General features: G+C 71.8%; 15 protein-coding genes. 4 read left to right on the top strand and 11 right to left on the bottom strand.

Going from position 1 to position 15,499, the window contains the following annotated elements:
• A partial coding sequence (locus FHP29_RS00310) for an ABC transporter permease (RefSeq protein ID WP_158296428.1) occupies positions 1-743 on the top strand: 743 nt, incomplete at its 5' end.
• A gap of 251 nt (positions 744-994) precedes the next feature.
• Here the strand turns inward: FHP29_RS00310 and proC are convergent.
• The 4 genes from proC to FHP29_RS00290 are packed head-to-tail and all read right to left on the bottom strand — an operon-like array spanning position 995 to position 6,070.
• Positions 995-1,852, bottom strand: a complete 858-nt coding sequence (gene proC / locus FHP29_RS00305; RefSeq protein ID WP_139620883.1) for a pyrroline-5-carboxylate reductase — start codon at positions 1,850-1,852, stop codon at positions 995-997.
• A 35-nt stretch (positions 1,853-1,887) separates the two neighbouring features.
• Positions 1,888-3,021 carry a serine hydrolase domain-containing protein gene (locus FHP29_RS00300; protein ID WP_139620882.1) on the bottom strand — a complete coding sequence of 378 codons (1,134 nt, stop codon included), beginning with the start codon at positions 3,019-3,021 and terminating at the stop codon, positions 1,888-1,890.
• Positions 3,018-4,595: an amidohydrolase gene (locus FHP29_RS00295; RefSeq protein WP_139620881.1), complete on the bottom strand. Its 1,578-nt coding sequence runs from the start codon at positions 4,593-4,595 to the stop codon at positions 3,018-3,020. The genes FHP29_RS00300 and FHP29_RS00295 overlap by 4 nt, the downstream gene beginning before the upstream one ends.
• Entirely contained in the window at positions 4,592-6,070 is a 1,479-nt protein-coding gene (locus tag FHP29_RS00290; protein ID WP_139620880.1) for an APC family permease, read from the bottom strand. The genes FHP29_RS00295 and FHP29_RS00290 overlap by 4 nt, the downstream gene beginning before the upstream one ends.
• 82 nt (positions 6,071-6,152) lie before the next feature.
• On the opposite strand from FHP29_RS00290, the gene FHP29_RS00285 reads away from it, so the two are divergent.
• On the top strand, positions 6,153-6,803 hold the full coding sequence (locus tag FHP29_RS00285; protein ID WP_205013749.1) for a TetR/AcrR family transcriptional regulator: 651 nt from the start codon (positions 6,153-6,155) through the stop codon (positions 6,801-6,803).
• A gap of 28 nt (positions 6,804-6,831) precedes the next feature.
• On the opposite strand, the gene FHP29_RS00280 is transcribed toward FHP29_RS00285, so the two are convergent.
• Positions 6,832-8,097 carry a hypothetical protein gene (locus FHP29_RS00280; RefSeq protein WP_139620879.1) on the bottom strand — a complete coding sequence of 422 codons (1,266 nt, stop codon included), beginning with the start codon at positions 8,095-8,097 and terminating at the stop codon, positions 6,832-6,834.
• A gap of 79 nt (positions 8,098-8,176) precedes the next feature.
• Here FHP29_RS00280 and FHP29_RS00275 point away from each other — a divergent pair, with 79 nt between their 5' ends.
• The gene (locus tag FHP29_RS00275) at positions 8,177-8,662 is read left to right on the top strand and encodes a MarR family winged helix-turn-helix transcriptional regulator (protein WP_158296427.1); all 486 of its coding nucleotides are present in this window, start codon (positions 8,177-8,179) and stop codon (positions 8,660-8,662) included.
• A gap of 27 nt (positions 8,663-8,689) precedes the next feature.
• Here the strand turns inward: FHP29_RS00275 and FHP29_RS00270 are convergent, their stop codons facing one another.
• The 6 genes from FHP29_RS00270 to FHP29_RS00245 form a co-directional block, all read right to left on the bottom strand.
• Entirely contained in the window at positions 8,690-10,048 is a 1,359-nt protein-coding gene (locus FHP29_RS00270; protein WP_139620877.1) for an MFS transporter, read from the bottom strand.
• Between the two features lie 74 nt (positions 10,049-10,122).
• A complete protein-coding gene (locus FHP29_RS00265; RefSeq protein WP_240044210.1) occupies positions 10,123-10,635 on the bottom strand; it encodes a flavin reductase family protein in 513 nt (170 codons plus the stop codon).
• 16 nt (positions 10,636-10,651) lie between these two features.
• Positions 10,652-11,008: a cupin domain-containing protein gene (locus FHP29_RS00260; RefSeq protein ID WP_139620875.1), complete on the bottom strand. Its 357-nt coding sequence runs from the start codon at positions 11,006-11,008 to the stop codon at positions 10,652-10,654.
• The gene (locus tag FHP29_RS00255; protein WP_139620874.1) at positions 11,005-12,477 is read right to left on the bottom strand and encodes a 4-hydroxyphenylacetate 3-hydroxylase family protein; all 1,473 of its coding nucleotides are present in this window, start codon (positions 12,475-12,477) and stop codon (positions 11,005-11,007) included. The genes FHP29_RS00260 and FHP29_RS00255 overlap by 4 nt, the downstream gene beginning before the upstream one ends.
• The gene (locus FHP29_RS00250) at positions 12,477-13,157 is read right to left on the bottom strand and encodes a DUF2848 family protein (protein ID WP_139620873.1); all 681 of its coding nucleotides are present in this window, start codon (positions 13,155-13,157) and stop codon (positions 12,477-12,479) included. Before FHP29_RS00250 ends, FHP29_RS00255 begins: the two co-directional genes overlap by 1 nt.
• Entirely contained in the window at positions 13,154-13,987 is an 834-nt protein-coding gene (locus FHP29_RS00245) for a carbon-nitrogen family hydrolase (protein WP_139620872.1), read from the bottom strand. The genes FHP29_RS00250 and FHP29_RS00245 overlap by 4 nt, the downstream gene beginning before the upstream one ends.
• Positions 13,988-14,280: 293 nt before the next feature.
• Here FHP29_RS00245 and FHP29_RS00240 point away from each other — a divergent pair, with 293 nt between their 5' ends.
• Entirely contained in the window at positions 14,281-15,432 is a 1,152-nt protein-coding gene (locus FHP29_RS00240; RefSeq protein ID WP_139620871.1) for an acyl-CoA dehydrogenase family protein, read from the top strand.
• Positions 15,433-15,499: the final 67 nt, after the last annotated feature.

The following is a 15,499-nucleotide window of genomic DNA, read 5'->3' as shown; positions in this document are numbered from 1 at the left end:
CCCTCGTCTGGGTCCTCCGCGTCGGCTTCCTCGCGGCGATCTACCTGCTCTGGCAACAGGCGACGACGCGTGGATGGGTCGACCCGCTCCTCATCTCCACCCCCCACGAGGTCTTGGACGCCTTCCGAAGCCAGCTGACGGACTCGGTCTTCTGGGTCGACCTGCGCGCAACCTTCAGCGGCGCGATGGCCGGCCTGCTCGCCGGTGGCGTCGCCGGCATCCTGGCCGGGCTGGTGTTCTCCCGCTCCGAGGTGCTCGACCGCGCGGCGGCGCCGTACCTCACCCTGATGAACAGCCTCCCGCGCCCCGCGCTGGCGCCGATCTTCATCCTCTGGTTCGGTCTCGGCTTCACGCCGAAGGCACTCGTCGCCGCGAGCGTCGTGTTCTTCCTCCTGATGACCACGACCATGGCCGCCCTCAAGAGCATCGACCACGACGTCCAGCTGCTCACCCAGTCGATGTCGATGAATGCCCGCCAGCGGTTCTTCAAGGTCGAGCTGCCGCACGCGCTGCCCACCATTGTGGGCGCGCTGCGCCTCGGCGCCGTCTACTCCGTCCTCGGTGCGGTCGTCTCCGAGATGGTCGGCGCCTACGAGGGTCTCGGCCAGCGCCTGGTCGTCACCACCAACAACTTCCAGGTCGCCGAGTCCTTCGCCGTCCTGCTCGCCATGGGCATCATGTCGATGGTCCTCGACTACTCGATCCTCGGCCTGCAGCGGCTGATGCGGAGCCGGATCAGGTGAGCACGTCCCGCCCGGTCGTCCTCGTCACGGGGGGCGTCTCGACCCCGGATCGTCGGGTACTGACGCGCGCATGAAGACCTCGCTTGCTCCCACGGCGACGACACGCGCGCACGATCGCGGCGACCCGGCCGTCGAGTACTGGACCCGCGCGATGGCGTCGGTCCGTGCGCAGGAGCACCGCCCGAAGGGCATCGTCCTGCCCGTCGCGATCCGCCTCACGACCACGGTGGCCGCAGGCATTGCGGGCTACCTCAGCGGTCACCTTCTGGGCGTGCGGAGTCGCCGGCCAACTGACGGGTGATCTCCTTCGCGCGCGCCTCGGCGGCGGCCGCACCGGCAGCGACCACCCCGCGCAACCCGCGCTCCTCGAAGGCCGCGATGGCCCGCTCCGTGGATCCGTTCGGGCTGCAGACAGCGCGCCGCAGGGCCGCCGGGTCGGCGTCGCCGTCCAACAGCCTGCCGGCGCCGGCGACCGTGTGGGTGGCGAGCGTGCGGGCGAGGTCGGCGGGCAGGCCGAGCCGCTTCCCCGCCTCGGCCATCGCCTCGGCCAGGTAGAAGACGTACGCCGGCCCCGACCCGCTCACCGTCCCGACGGCGTCGATCTGGTCCTCGCCCACCTCGACGACGAGGCCGACCGTGGCGAACAGGGCGCTCACCCGCTGCAGCGTCTCGCCGGACGCGTGCGCGCCACCGACGACGGCGGTGACCCCGAAGCCCGCCCGGACCGGGGTGTTCGGCATGGCACGCACCACCGGCTGGCCCGCCGGCAGCGCGCCTTCGATGGTGCTCAGCGGGATCGCCCCGGCGACGCTCACCACGACCGTGTCCGGCCGCAGCGACACCGCGATCTCCTCGGCCACGCCGCGGATCTGGTCGGGCTTCACACCGAGGACGACGACGTCCGCCCGCGCAGCCGCGCGAGCGTTGGCGTCGGAGTCCTCCGCGCTCGCGGCCAGGCTCACGGCGTACCGCCGCGCCAGCAGGGCCGCGCGCTCCGGGCTGCGGACCGTCGCCAGGACCCGGTCGGCCGGGATCCCCGAGTCGAGGAGGCCCGCCATGATGGCCTCGCTCATCTCGCCGCAGCCGAGGAACGCGATCGTCGCAGTCATGGTGCGCATCCTCGCAGTCCGGCTTCGGGCAGCGGTCAGCTCCCCGCGAGCCGCTCGGCGAGAGCGCCGAAGGCGGCCAGATCCGCGGGCCCCCGCTCCTCGTCGACCGGCACCGGCCAGCTGCCCAGCTTCACGCCGACGAAGTCACGGGCCCGGTCGACGTAGACCATCTGGCCGTGGATGCCCAGGCAGAGGACGACGTCTCCACCCGCTGCAGGCGACCAGAACTGGCCGCGGTAGCTGCCGCCGGGCAGGCCGTGGTCGTGGTCGGCAGCGGCGAACGCCGCCGCCGAGTCGCCTCCCCCTCGGAAGAGGTCGTCGATCCACTCCTCGGCCACGACCCGCTCGCCGGTCAGCGACCGTCCGCCGCGGGCGACGAGGGCGCCGAACCGCGCGAGGTCCCGCGCGGTCGCGCAGACGCCGCCGTCGAACATGCTCGTGCCGACGGGATCGACGGAGACGATCGCGTCGTGCTCGGCGCCGATCCTCGACCACAGCAGGTCGGAGGCCAGGTCCGGGAAGGGCGCACCTCCGGCCGCCTCGCAGACCAGCCCGAGCGCGTCGGTGATCGCACTGCTGTAGGCGAACGGCCCGGCGTGCGGGCGGTCGCCGCGCAGCTCGGCGAGGAAGGCGCGCAGGTTCGCCGGCGACCGCGGCCCGCGCTCGGCCCAGCCCACCGCCTCGTCGAGCCGGCGCACCTGCGAGGTGGGCTCGAGATAGTCCTCCGAGAAGTGGATGCCGACCCGCATGTCGAGCAGGTCGCGCACGGTGGCGCCGTCCCAGCCGGAGCCCGCCAGGTCGGGGAGGTACGACGTCACGAGGGCCCGCTCGTCGAGCCGGCCGCTGCCGGCGAGGATCCCCGCGACCAGGCCGACGACGGACTTGCTGACCGACATCAGCAGGTGCCGGGTGTCCGGCGTCATCGTGCCGGCGTACTCCTCGGCGACGACGGCGCCGCGGTGCAGGACCAGCCACGCGTCGGTGTCGTCCGACGGCACCGAGAGTCCGCCGAGGTCGCGATCCTCACGGGCAAGGGGCGCGACCGGCCCGGTCCCCCGGCCGATCGTGGCCACCGGGAAGAGGTCGGGGATGTGCTGGAAGGACCACGCCACGTGCTCGGGGTCCTGCCAGTTGCCGGGATGGGCCGGGCTCGCCGGGGTGCTGCTCATGCGTCCTTCCGGTGGGTGAGCAGCCCGCCCGAGACGGTGAGCCGGACCGGGGCGTCGGCCAGCTCGTCGGCCGGGGCCGTGAGCGGGTCGACGGTGAACGCCGTCAGGTCGGCCCGCTGCCCGACGGCCACCCGGCCGCGGTCGCTCGCCCCGTCGGCGGCCGCCGCGTGCGTGGTCATCCCCTCGAGCGCCATGAGCGGGCTCAGCGCCTGCTGCGGCGTGACCGCTCCGTCGTCGGTGCCCGGGCGGCGGCGGAGCTGGGCGAAGGCCAGCACCTCGCGGGCGTCGTACGACGCGATCGGCCAGTCGGAGCCCAGGACGAGCGTGCCGCCGGACTCGCGCACGTCGCGGCACGGCCAGGCGCGCGCGGCCCGATCGGCGCCCAGGCGCACGGACCACTCGTCGGTCAGGTCGGCGCGGGCGTAGCCGGTGTGGGAGGGCTGCATGGAGGCGACCAGCCCGGCGTCGACGAGGCGGCGCACGTCCTCGATCGCGAGGGTCTCCAGGTGCTCGACCCGGTGCCGGACACCCCCGGCGTCCACGCCGGCGAGGCTGTCGATGACGTGTCGCACGCCGGCGTCGCCGATGGCGTGGGTGGCCGTCTGGACCCGGGCGGCGGCGAAGTGCTGCACCGCCCGGGTGTACGCCGACGGGTCGCGCCAGAAGGCGTCGGTGCCCTGCCCGTGGCAGTCCGCGTGGCCGAGCCAGGCGGTGCCGCCCTCGATGGTGCCGTCGATGAAGAACTTGACGCCGCCGACCGCCCAGCGGCGGCCGGCCCGGTCCTGGACGGCGTCGAGCCCGGCCAGGTCGCTCTCGGGCATGCACCACGGCATCACGCGCAGCTGGACGGGGAGGTCGGCGCCGTCCTCGACCGCGGCGAGCACGTCGAGCGCGCCGCCCTCGGCGTCCATCATCACGCCGCGGGTCAGGCCGGTGGCGGCCATGCCGTCCATGACGCCGAGGAGCCGCTGGTGGAGCTCGGCGGCCTCCATCGGCGGGAGGACGTCGCGCACGGTCTCCATCGCGGCGTGCTCGAGCAGCAGTCCGGTGGGCCGGCCGGCCGGGTCGCACACGATCTCGGCGCGCTGCTCGAACGCCCGCGGACCGGTGACCCCGGCGCGGCGCAGCGCCTCCTCGCTGGCCAGCGAGGAGTGCCCGTCGTAGAGCACGATGACGACCGGTGCGCCCGGGAGCACCTCCTCCAGCACGGCGTTGGTGATCGGCGCTCCGCCGAAGACGTTGTGGTCGAGGCCGAAGCCGGTCACCCAGCCGTCGCGGCCGCGGGGGGCGCCGGAGAGCGCCGCCCGCAGGTCGTCCAGGCCGCCGCACGACGAGAGGTCGACGCCGGTGAACGCGGTGACGCCGAACAGCGCGTGCAGGTGGCCGTCGACGAGGCCGGGGGTGACCACGGCGCCGTCGAGGTCGACGACCTCGGTGTGCTGGTCGCGCAGGGCGAGCGCGTCGTCGTCCAGCGCGACGATCCGGTCGCCCCGCACGGCGACCGCCTGCGCGGTCGGCCGCTCCGGGTCGAGGGTGTGGACCGTCGCGCCGACGAGGAGGAGGTCCGCGCTCAACGATCGCTCCGCTCGTCCGCACCGGTGTCGCAGGAGGCGGCGACGGCGTCGAAGACATCGCGGCGGTTGCGGCGCAGCCACACCGCCCACCCCAGGCCGAGGAGGCAGGTGACCGGGATGGTGAGCAGGAGGACCTGGTTGACCAGCCCGGTCGTGCCGGTGAGGAAGGAGATGTTCTTCGCGGACAGCACGATGGCGAACACCATGAGCGCCGCGGAGACCACCGGCGCGATCACCGTGCGCCAGGCGCCCTCGCCGGTGGAGTTCTTGCGGAAGTAGGCGACGACCGAGACGGCGGCGGCGACCTGCAGGAGCAGGATGCCGAAGATGCCGGGGGTGTTCACCCAGATCAGCAGCTGGGTGTACGGGTCGGCCTTCGCGAGCGCGAAGCCGCCGACGATGACCAGCGCCAGCGCGGTCTGCAGCAGCCCGGCGACGTACGGCGCCCGGGTCCGCGGGTGCACCTTCGCGAGCGCGGCCGGGAGCAGGCCCTCGTCGGCGATGGCCAGCGAGTAGCGGGTGACGGCGTTGTGGAAGGCCACCAGGCTCGCGATCACGCTGGTCGCGATGAGCAGGTGCATCGCGGTGGTGAACCAGCTGCCGAGGTAGGTCTCCCCGGCGACGAAGAACATGCCCACGCCGTTGTCGGTCGCGGCCTGGACCGCGCCCTTCGCCCCGAACGCCTGGACGATGCTCCACACGATGAACGCATAGGTCCCGGCCAGGACGGCGACGGCGAGGTAGGTCGCGCGCGGGATCGTGCGCCGCGGGTCGCGGGTCTCGCGGCGGTAGATCACGGTGGCCTCGAAGCCCATGAAGGCGGCGAAGGCGGTCGGCAGGATGACGGTCATCGGCTGAACGAACACATTGCTCGGCGCGAACGACTCCAGGCCGAGGCCCTCGCTGCTGCCGCCCTGGACGACGATCGCGACGGCGAGCACCAGCAGCAGGGCGGTCTCGGCGGTCAGCAGCACGGCCAGGAACTTGGCGCCGAAGTCGACGCTGCGGAAGCCGACGTACCAGACGATGACGATGCAGGCGAGCGCGTAGACCCACCAGGGCTGGTCGATGCCGAAGACCTCCATGAACGTCCCCTGGATGGCGACGCCGGCGAGTCCGTAGACGCCGATCTGGAGAGCGTTGTAGGAGACCAGCGCGACGAGCGCGGCGATCACGCCCGCGGTGCGGCCCAGCCCCACGGCGATGTAGGAGTAGAAGGCGCCGGCGTTGTCGATGTGACGCGACATCGTGGTGAAGCCGACGGCGAACACGGCGAGGGCGACGCCGGCGAAGACGTACGCCGCCGGGGCGCCGATGCCGCCGATCATCAGGGCGAGCGGGGCGACGCCGACCATCACCATCAGCGGCGCGGCGGCCGACACGACGATGAAGACGAGGTCGCTGGTCCCGAGAGCGTTGGGCTTGAGGCCGTGCTCGGATCCCTGACCCGTGCCCGGCTGTGAGGTGGTGGACATGTGCGCTCCTCTTAATCGAAACCGTTTCGATTTCTATTGGGAGTAGAGTAACGGCGATCACACCCGAAGGGAAGAGGTTGACGTGGCGGAGATCACCCAGCGTCGGGTCGGCCGGCCCCGCAAGGCCGTGCTCGACCGCGACAAGATCGGCCGGGCCGCGATGGACCTGGTCGACGAGACCGGTGACTTCACCGTTCCCGAGCTGTCACGACGCTTGGGGGTGACCGCCTCGTCGCTCTATCACCACGTCGACGGCAGGTCCGGCGTCATCGAGCTGTTGCGCGAGCAGGTCAGCGCGCAGATGGACACCGAGATCCTCGACCAGGCGGCGTGGGACCGCGCGATCCCGGCCTTCTTCCGCTCCTACCGGGCGGTGTTCGCCGCGCACCCGCGCGTCGTACCGCTGCTCACGACGACGACCATCCGCTCGCCGCACGTGCTCGCGGCGTACGACCGGATGGTCCACCTGCTCGAGGAGGCCGGCCTGCCGGTGACGCGGGCCATGGAGGTGCTGACGGCGGTGGAGAGCTTCATGGTCGGCTCGGCGCTCGACCTCGCCGCGCCGGACGTGATGTGGGAGATCCCCGAGGGCGTCGAGACGCCCCGTCTCGCCGAGGCCCTCTCCTCGCAGCGCGACGGCCTGCACCGCGCGGAGGCCGCCTTCGAGTGCGGCCTGCGGATGATGCTGACCGGCGTCGCCGCCGAGCTGGGCTCGGCGATTCCGACCGGCTGACCGGCTGACCGGCTGACGGCCGACCGCGTCAGAGGAGCGCGAGCGCGCCGGCGCGCATCGAGCGGTAGGCGGTCTCCAGGAGCGCGGGCGAGGTCGCTCGTTCCGGCACGTCGTGGGGAGTGTGGAACAGCGTCGTCGCGCCCGAGGTGGACAGCAGCGGGGGCGAGGCCCCGATCTCGGCCAGCCACCTCGGCGCCTCGCCCACCCAGTCCGGCCACGCGCTGAAGCTGCCCTGCTGCATGGCGCTGTCGAGAGCGGCGCTGCTGACCGACGACTTCCAGATCCGCGTCGGCGACAGGACGAGCTCGCCCGTCTGCGGGTGGGTCCAGCCCGCGGCCGCCGAGGCGCCGATGTGGAAGACGGCACGCGGCGAGAGGGCGTGGTCGTCCAGGAAGTGCTCGACGCCGTGGTTCTCGTACTCGTGGCCCGTCGTGCCCAGCACGAACACCGGCACGCCCTCGCGGCCGAGGTCGGCCGCGAGGTCGAGCGCGATCGCGATGCCGGTCCCCCGCTCGCCCGCGCAGTTGAACCACCCGGACAGCGGCGTGGTGATGATGAACGGGTCGGGGGCGTCGGGGCCGAACCACCCCAGGACGTTCTCGGCGAGACCGGGCGTGATGCTCGCCGAGACGCTCGCCGAGACGCTGCCGCTGGCGAGCGCCGCGGCATGCTCCCCCGAGACGAGGAGGGTGTGCACGCCCGATCGGGGTCCGTCCGGATGCATGTTGACGCCGATGAGGTCGGCGTAGGGCCCGTAGGGCAGGAAGGGCGCGCCGATGCCGTTGGCGGCAGGGAACCTGCCGAAGGTGGGGACGACCGCGATCTCCGCGCCCGCGGCCGCCGCCGCGTTGATCGCCGTCTGCAGCGGGGTGACCGTCGAGGCGAACGGCAGGGTCACCGACCGGATGAACGGCGTCGTCGTGCTCGCCGTGCCGACCGCCTCGTGGTAGACCGGAAGCGTCTGGATCGGCCGCCCGTCGACGCTCACCCGGGCGTCCCAGGTGTAGAGGTCGATGGGGTACGACGAGCGCGCCGTCCTGGCGCCGCGCAGGCGCAACTGGTTCTCGAAGAACCGCGTGGTCGCCTGGCCGAGGCCCGTGCCCGTGCGGTGGTGCGGCCACCGGCTGTAGCGCTGGACCACGTCGTAGAGGCGCTGGCCGGAGCCCAGGGCCTCCGGTCGCGCCGCCGCGGCCGCCGCCCGCTGCGGCGCACCGACCACGGCGAGGGACCCGAGCAGGCCGGCCGCCTGGACGAATCGACGACGTCCGAGCACCACTTCACGCGGTTCTGTCACTGGACCCGACTCCTCGGTGAGGGATGACAAGTAGTCAGGTATCCCTGACTATCTGAACCCTAGGAATACGCTGGCTCGCGTGTCAAGGAACTCCCCGCGCGCCGTCCCGGACTCGCTGGCGGTTCTGGAGCTCCGGCCGACCTCCCGGCTCGGCGCGCTCGCGCGTGCCCTCGCGGCGGTGGTCACCCGCGAGGTGCTCGAGGCGGTCGCGGAGGAGGATCCGCGGATCCGCGGTGCCCACCTTCGCGTGTTCGCCACGCTCGAGGACGGCCCGCGGCGGGCCAGCGAGATCGCTGAGCGGCTCGGAACGACCAAGCAGACGATCGCGCCGGTGATCGACGAGCTGGTGTCGTGGGGCTACCTCGAGCGCACGCTCGATCCGGCCGACCGGCGGGCCAAGCCGCTCGACTTCACCGACGGCGGGCGCCGCATCGCACGGACGGCGCTGACCGCGGCGGAGTCCCTGGACCGGGACTGGGAGTCCGTCCTCGGCAAGGAGGAGCTCGAGGTCTGCCGGGCAGCGCTGTGGCGTCTGCTCGAGTCGCGTCGGCGCCGACGTCCCTGAGGGACGCCGGCGCCGAGGCTGGTCGCGTCAGCCGCGGCCGACGGTCGCGAGGTCGGTCTCGCGGGTCTCCTTCGCGATGAGCGAGGCGACGAGCGAGACCACGCCCATCGCGGCGAGATAGGCGGCGATGGCGAACCCGGTGTCGAACTTCGCGTAGAGCCAGATCGCGATGATCGGCGCGAGCGAGCCCGCCAGGACCGAGGCCAGGTTGTAGGCCAGCGAGACGCCGGAGTAGCGGACCTCGGTCGGGAAGAGCTCGGAGAAGAACGCCCCGATCACGGCGCTGAAGGCGGCGAAGATGAACAGTCCGCCGGCGACGGCCACGATGATCAGGCCGGAGTTCTTCGTGTCGAGCAGGGCGAAGAAGACGAACGCCCACACGATCGTGGCGACCGAGGCGAACAGGTACACCGGACGACGGCCCACCCGGTCGGCGAGGATCGCGATGAGCGGGATCGCCACGACGGCGACGCCCTGGCCGATCATCACCGCGGTCAGCGCGACCGACTTGTCGAGCTCGAGCATCTTGGTGACGTAGGTGATGACGAGCAGCGAGTAGATGTAGAACCCGGCGTTCTCACCGAAGCGGGTCGCCGCGCCGAGCAGGACCATGCGCCAGTGCTTGCGGATCACGACCCCGGCGGGCAGGCCCTTCGGCGCGCTGTCGGCCTTCTTCTGCGCCTCCTCGAACATCGGGGTCTCGGTGACGTAGAGCCGCAGCACGAGGCCGATCACGACCAGCAGCGCCGACAGGGCGAAGGCGATCCGCCAGCCCCACGACTGGAACGCGTCGTCGGACAGGGTGGCGCCCAGGAGGGCCAGCACGCCCGCCGCCATCAGGTTGCCGAGCGGCGGACCCACATTGGGCCAGGACGCGAAGAACGCGCGCCGCTTGGAGTCGCCGTGCTCGGAGACGAGCAGGACGGCGCCGCCCCACTCGCCGCCGAGGGCGAAGCCCTGCACCAGCCGCAGGAGCACGAGCAGGATCGGCGCGGTGATGCCGATGGCGCCGTACGTCGGCAGCAGGGCGATGAGGAAGGTGGCCACGCCCATCAGCAGCAGGCTGGCGATCAGCGTCGCCCGCCGGCCGCGGCGGTCGCCGTAGTGGCCGAGCACGACCGCGCCGACCGGCCGCGCCACGAAGCCCACGGCATAGGTGGCGAAGGCCAGCACCGTGCCCATGAGCGGGTCGGAGTCGGGGAAGAACAGCGCCGGGAACACCAGCGCCGCGGCGGTGCCGTAGAGGAAGAAGTCGTACCACTCGACGGCGGTGCCGGCGAGGCTCGACGCCGCGATGACGGGCAGGCTGGTGTGACCGCGCCGCCCCGTGCCGGAGCCGGAGTCCGGTGACGGCTTGCTAGGTTGTTCCACGGTTGCGTTGGACATGGGTCTCTCCTGAAGGGGTGTGTGTCCGCTGACCTCGCCTCGGCCGTTGTTGCCGCAACGGCCGAGGCACTTTGCTAGAAGAACCAGTGCTCGGGCTCGTGACCGTGCTGCTGGATGTCGCTGAACTTGCCGCCGAAGAAGCCCAGCGGCTCGCCGTCGCGCATGCTGGCGGAGAGCACGGCGCCGAACACGATCGTGTGGTCGCCGGCCTCGACGACCCGGTCCACGTCGCACTCGAGGTGCGCGAGCGCCTGCGGTACGACGGGCACCCGGTGCCCGGCGTACTCGAGGTCGAGCCCGGCGAAGTGGTCCTCACCCCGGGCCGCGAAGCGCAGGGCGATCGCCTGCTGGCGCTTGGACAGGATGTTGACGACGAACCGCCCCGACGACACGGCCGCCTCGGCCGTGCGCGCCCCGTGGTTGAAGCAGACCAGCAGCAGCGGCGGGTCGAGCGAGACCGAGGTCAGCGAGTTCACGGTCATGCCGTGCGGGCCGCTGGCGTCCTCGGTCGTGATCACCGCGACGCCGGTGGCGAAGCGACCCATCGTCTGGCGCATGACCATCGGGTCGACGAGCGGAGCGGTCATGGTCGACATCTCCTCGTCAGGCCTCGGCGCGCGCGTGGTAGCGCACCTCGTAGGTGGTCACGCCCTCGTCGGTGCGCCAGGGACCGTGCGGCATCCCGGGCGGGCGGCAGGCGAACTGGCCGGCCACGAAGGTCTGGTCCAGGGTGAGGTCGTGGAAGGAGCCCTCGATGATGTAGACCTCCTCCCAGAAGTCGTGCCTCTGCACGCCCAGCGCGGTGGAGTCCGCGCCCGGCTCGTAGCGCAGGATCCGGGTGGCGACGCCGCCGACCGGGTCGGTGGCGAGGATCCGCTCCTTGATGAGCGGGTTGTCGCCGGGTGAAAGGGTGTACTCGATGTCGGTGACCGGGGTGAACTCGATCTCCGGCTTGCTCATCGGGAGACCTCCTCGAGGCCGGGGAGCTCGGCGACGCCGTACGACGCGAGGAACTCCTCGACGGCGGCGACCGGACGCTCGTAGTCGTAGTTGCGGAAGGCGTAGCCCTTCACCACGAAGGGGGCGCCGGAGTAGAAGAGCTCGTAGCTCTGGTGGCGGCCGGCGAACTCGCTGCCGACGGCGTCCCAGGCGAGCTTGAAGAGCTTCACGCGCTCCTCCGAGGAGATGCCCGGGCTGGAGACGTAGCGCTCCATGTCCTCGGCGGTGTCGGCGTTGACCAGCTCGTTGACCGACGAGGGCACCTGGAGGACGCCGCCGCCGACCAGCTCGCGCAGGATGCCGATGACCCGCGGGTGGATCTCGGCCTGCATGCCCATCACGCCGTAGAGCGCCTGGGCGCCCGGACGGAAGAGGCCCTGCTCGTCGGCCGCGGCGGTGAACTGCGCGGCGTGCAGCGCGGACTCGACGACGGAGACCAGGCTGGCGAGCTCACCGAGCTTCTCCACGACGCCGGGGAACTTGTCGACGCCGTTGACCGCGGCGACCTTGCGGGCGATGCCGGCGAGGAAGCGGAGCTTGGTGGCGAAGCGGATCTGCGCCTGGAAGTTGCCCAGGATGTGCGCGCCGGTCTCGAAGAACTGCTTGCGCAGGCCGGGGACGTCCTTGTAGACGAAGACGTCCTTCCACGGGATGAAGACGTCGTCGAAGACCAGCAGCGCGTCGGTCTCGTCGTAGCGCGACGAGAGCGGGTAGTCGAAGTCGCTCGTCGTGCCGGTGGCGTAGGGGCGGCGGCAGTAGAGCTTGAGGCCGTCGGCGGCCACGGGGACCGTGAACGAGATCGCGAAGTCGGTGTCCTCGGGGGTCAGCGGCTTGATGCAGGAGACCAGGATCTCGTCGGCGACGGCACCGCCGGTGGCGAGCATCTGGGCGCCGCGGACGACGATGCCGTCCTCGCGCTCCTCCTTGACGCCGACCTGGATGAAGTCGCCGTCCCAGGCGTGCGCGGTGGTGGCGCGGGAGACCTGCGGCGGGATGATCGCGTAGGAGACGTAGAGGTCGTTCTCGATCACGCGGCGCTGGAAGGCGGCGACGTTGCCGGTCAGGTCGCGCTCCTCGGCGAACGCCTCGGGGTGCGCGGAGAACGCCGCGACGAAGGCGCCGACGTGGTCGGGCGAGCGGCCCACCCAGCCGTTGGTGTGGTCGGCCCAGACCTGCGCCGAGGCGCGCCAGGCGGCGAGGTCCTCGGCGCTGCGGGGCGCGAGGTACATGCGGTTGACGGGGTTGCCGGTGACCTCGTCGGTCACCTGCATGCCGTTGGCCGGGTCGGCGGCGAGGTCGAAGAGCTCGCCGACGGTGCGCGCGATGGGCGCGAACGCCGGGTGGCTGGCGACGTCGTCGACGGGCTGGCCGTCGACGATGACGGTCCGGCCGTCGGACAGGGACTTCAGGTAGTCGGTGCTGGTACGCATCAGTTGCTCCTCACAGAGACGGTGTAGGTGAGTTCGATGGAGGGTCGGCCGGGGACCTCGAGCTGCATCCGCCAGTCGCGGCCGTAGCGGAAGGTGCCGTCGAGCAGCGGCCGGGTGCCGCCGAAGAGGACGAGGGCGACGTCCTTGCTGCCGCTGATCTGGTCCCACTCGGCGAGGACCTGGGTGATCGGGAGCATCGAGGACAGCGGCCCCTCCTGGTAGAGCTCGCCGTCGACCCAGCTGCGGACCACGATGGAGTCCCAGTCGACGAGGGCGGGCGGGTCGCCGAGCTCGATGACCGTCGAGGCGATCGGCTTGGGGCAGGCGGCCTTGGAGAGCTGGATGCCGACGGTCTCCATCTCGCGATCGGGGTGGTCCGACCCGACGGTCAGGTAGTAGGTGCCGTTGGCCCGGATCAGGACCGGCTCGACCTCTCCGGAGGTGGCGGAGCCGCTCACCTCGATCGCGGCGTCCGTGGTCAGCCGGTCGACCTCGAGCGGGTAGAAGGCGGGGATCGAGTCGGGCTCGGGGACGCCGATGGCGGCGAGCTCCTCGATGTGGTGGCGGACCGCCTCCTGGTCGCGTCCGGTGTAGCCGGCCACCACCAGGTGGGTGGGGGCGATGTCGACCGCGGCACCGTCGACGGTGGCGAGCCGGAGACCCGTGCTGGTGGTGCTCATGCGTACTCCTTCGTGAGGGTGCTCGTGGGGGTGGTGGGGCTGCTCGTGGGCCAACGGCGGTCGGCGAGCGCGGGGAACTCGGCGCGGAACCGGCGCGGCAGGTGGGGGTCGACGTCGGCGTACGTGAAGCCCTCGTCGTCGCCGGCCTCGACCAGCACCTCGCCGGTCGGGGCGACGACCCGGCTGTGCCCGCCGAGGGCGACGCCCTGCTGCTCCCCGACCGCGTTGCAGGCGATCAGGTTGACCTGCTGCTCGACGGCGCGGACGCTCGTGAAGAGGCGCCAGTGCTCGAGGCGGGCGGCGGGCCAGGCGGCGCAGACGACGAGCTGCTCGGCGCCCGCGTCGACGAGGCTGCGGAAGAGCTCCGGGAAGCGCAGGTCGTAGCAAGTGGTGATGCCGGTCGTCGGTCCGGCGACCGGACCCAGGCCCAGCTCCTCGCCGGCGGTCAGCAGCTCGGACTCCCGCGAGCCGTAGCCGAACAGGTGGACCTTGCGGTAGCGCGCCACGACACTGCCGTCCGGGCCGACGACCACGGAGGTGTTGTGGAGTCGGCCGTCGCCGTCGACCTCGACGAAGCTGCCGAGGTGGACGAAGAGCCGGAGCGTGGTGGCCCAGGTGCGGGCGGCCGCGAGGGTCGGGCCCTCGAACGGCTCGGCGCGCTCGGCGTACTCCTCGAAGGAGAAGTAGCCGGCCGTCCACATCTCCGGCAGGACGAGCAGGTCCGCGTCCCGCACCGCCCGCTCGGCGAGGACCGTGCGGTCCACGCGGGCGAGGCGGGCCTCGACGGACTCGGCGTCCGGACTGGCCAGCTGGAGGAGGGCGATCTTCATGCCCCTACTGTCATGTGACGGGCGACACAGCCGATATCGGAAGTACGTCGCCGCACACTCGGAAATGCGCAGCCGGGCCGGCAGGGCCCTCGGGTCGGTCCCGGTCATTCGACCATGGAGTCCACGCCGCCGATCACCTCCGCGAGGGCGAGCTCGAAGTGGACCGGGCCGACCTCGCCGGTCAGCGGCGGATGGGACGTATCAGGGTGCAGTCGCACCCTTGCGACACTTCTTCGTATGTTGCAGTGTGATCCCGCACACATTTCCTCAATGGGGAGAGCCGAAGGAGAGCCATGCAGCGGCGCGTGTTCGACGAGGACCACGAGAGCTTCCGCCAGACCCTGAGGTCGTTCATCGAGGCGGAGGTGCTGCCCCACTACGACGAGTGGTTCCAGGCCGGCATGGTCCCGCGGGAGCTCTATACGAAGCTCGCCGACCTCGGCCTGTTCGGGATCTCCGTCCCCGAGGAGTACGGCGGGGCCGGGATCGACTCCCACAAGTTCTACGCCGTGCAGTACGAGGAGGCCGCGCGTGCCGCGGTCACGTTCGGCGGGTCCGGCGTGCATGTCCTGCTGGCGCTCCCTTATCTCAAGATGCTGGCGACCGAGGAGCAGAAGAAGCGCTACCTCCCCAACTTCGTGACCGGTGAGGAGATGTGGGCCCTCGCCATGACCGAGCCCGGCACCGGCTCCGACCTGGCGGGCATGCGGACCAGCGCCAAGCTCGACGGCGACCACTACGTCCTCAACGGAGCCAAGACCTTCATCACCGGCGGCGTCCACGCCGACCGGGTCATCGTCGCCTGCCGCACGAGCCCGGCCACCGAGAACGACCGCCGCTTCGGCATCTCCCTCCTCGCCGTGGATGCCCACTCCCCCGGGTTCTCGGTCGGCCGCCAGCTCGACAAGCTCGGCCTGCGGACGCAGGACACCGCCGAGCTGGTCTTCGAGGACGTCCGGGTACCCGCCGAGGACCTGCTCGGCGAGGAGAACCAGGGCTTCTCCTACCTCGGCCGCAACCTGCCCTCCGAGCGCTGGGGCATCGCCCACGGCGCCTACGCCCAGGCCGCGGCGGCCGTCCGCTTCGCCCGGGACTACGTCCAGCAGCGCACCGTGTTCGGCAAGACCGTGGCCTCGTTCCAGAACACCAAGTTCGCGCTCGCCGCCTGCAAGGCCGAGGTCGATGCCGCCGAGGCCGTCTCTGACCGCGCCCTCGAGGCGCTCGACGGTGGCGTGTTGACGCCGGCCGACGCCGCGTCCGCCAAGCTCTTCTGCACCGAGGTCGCCCACCGTGTGATCGACCGCTGCCTGCAACTCCACGGCGGCTACGGCTTCATGAACGAGTACCCCATCGCCCGGCTGTACGCCGACAACCGGGTCAACCGGATCTACGGCGGCACCTCGGAGATCATGAAGACGATCATCGCCAAGGACATGGGGCTGTGACCCGCCCGGAGGCGGAGGCCGCCCTCCCCTTCGACGCTCTGTACGTGCTGGCGCTGAGGTCGGCGCG

Source organism: Nocardioides albidus, assembly GCF_006335005.1.
GTDB classification, from domain to species: Bacteria; Actinomycetota; Actinomycetes; order Propionibacteriales; family Nocardioidaceae; genus Nocardioides; species Nocardioides albidus.
The sequence above is the reverse complement of the archived record's forward strand: the minus strand, read 5'-3'. Positions and strand labels throughout refer to the sequence as shown.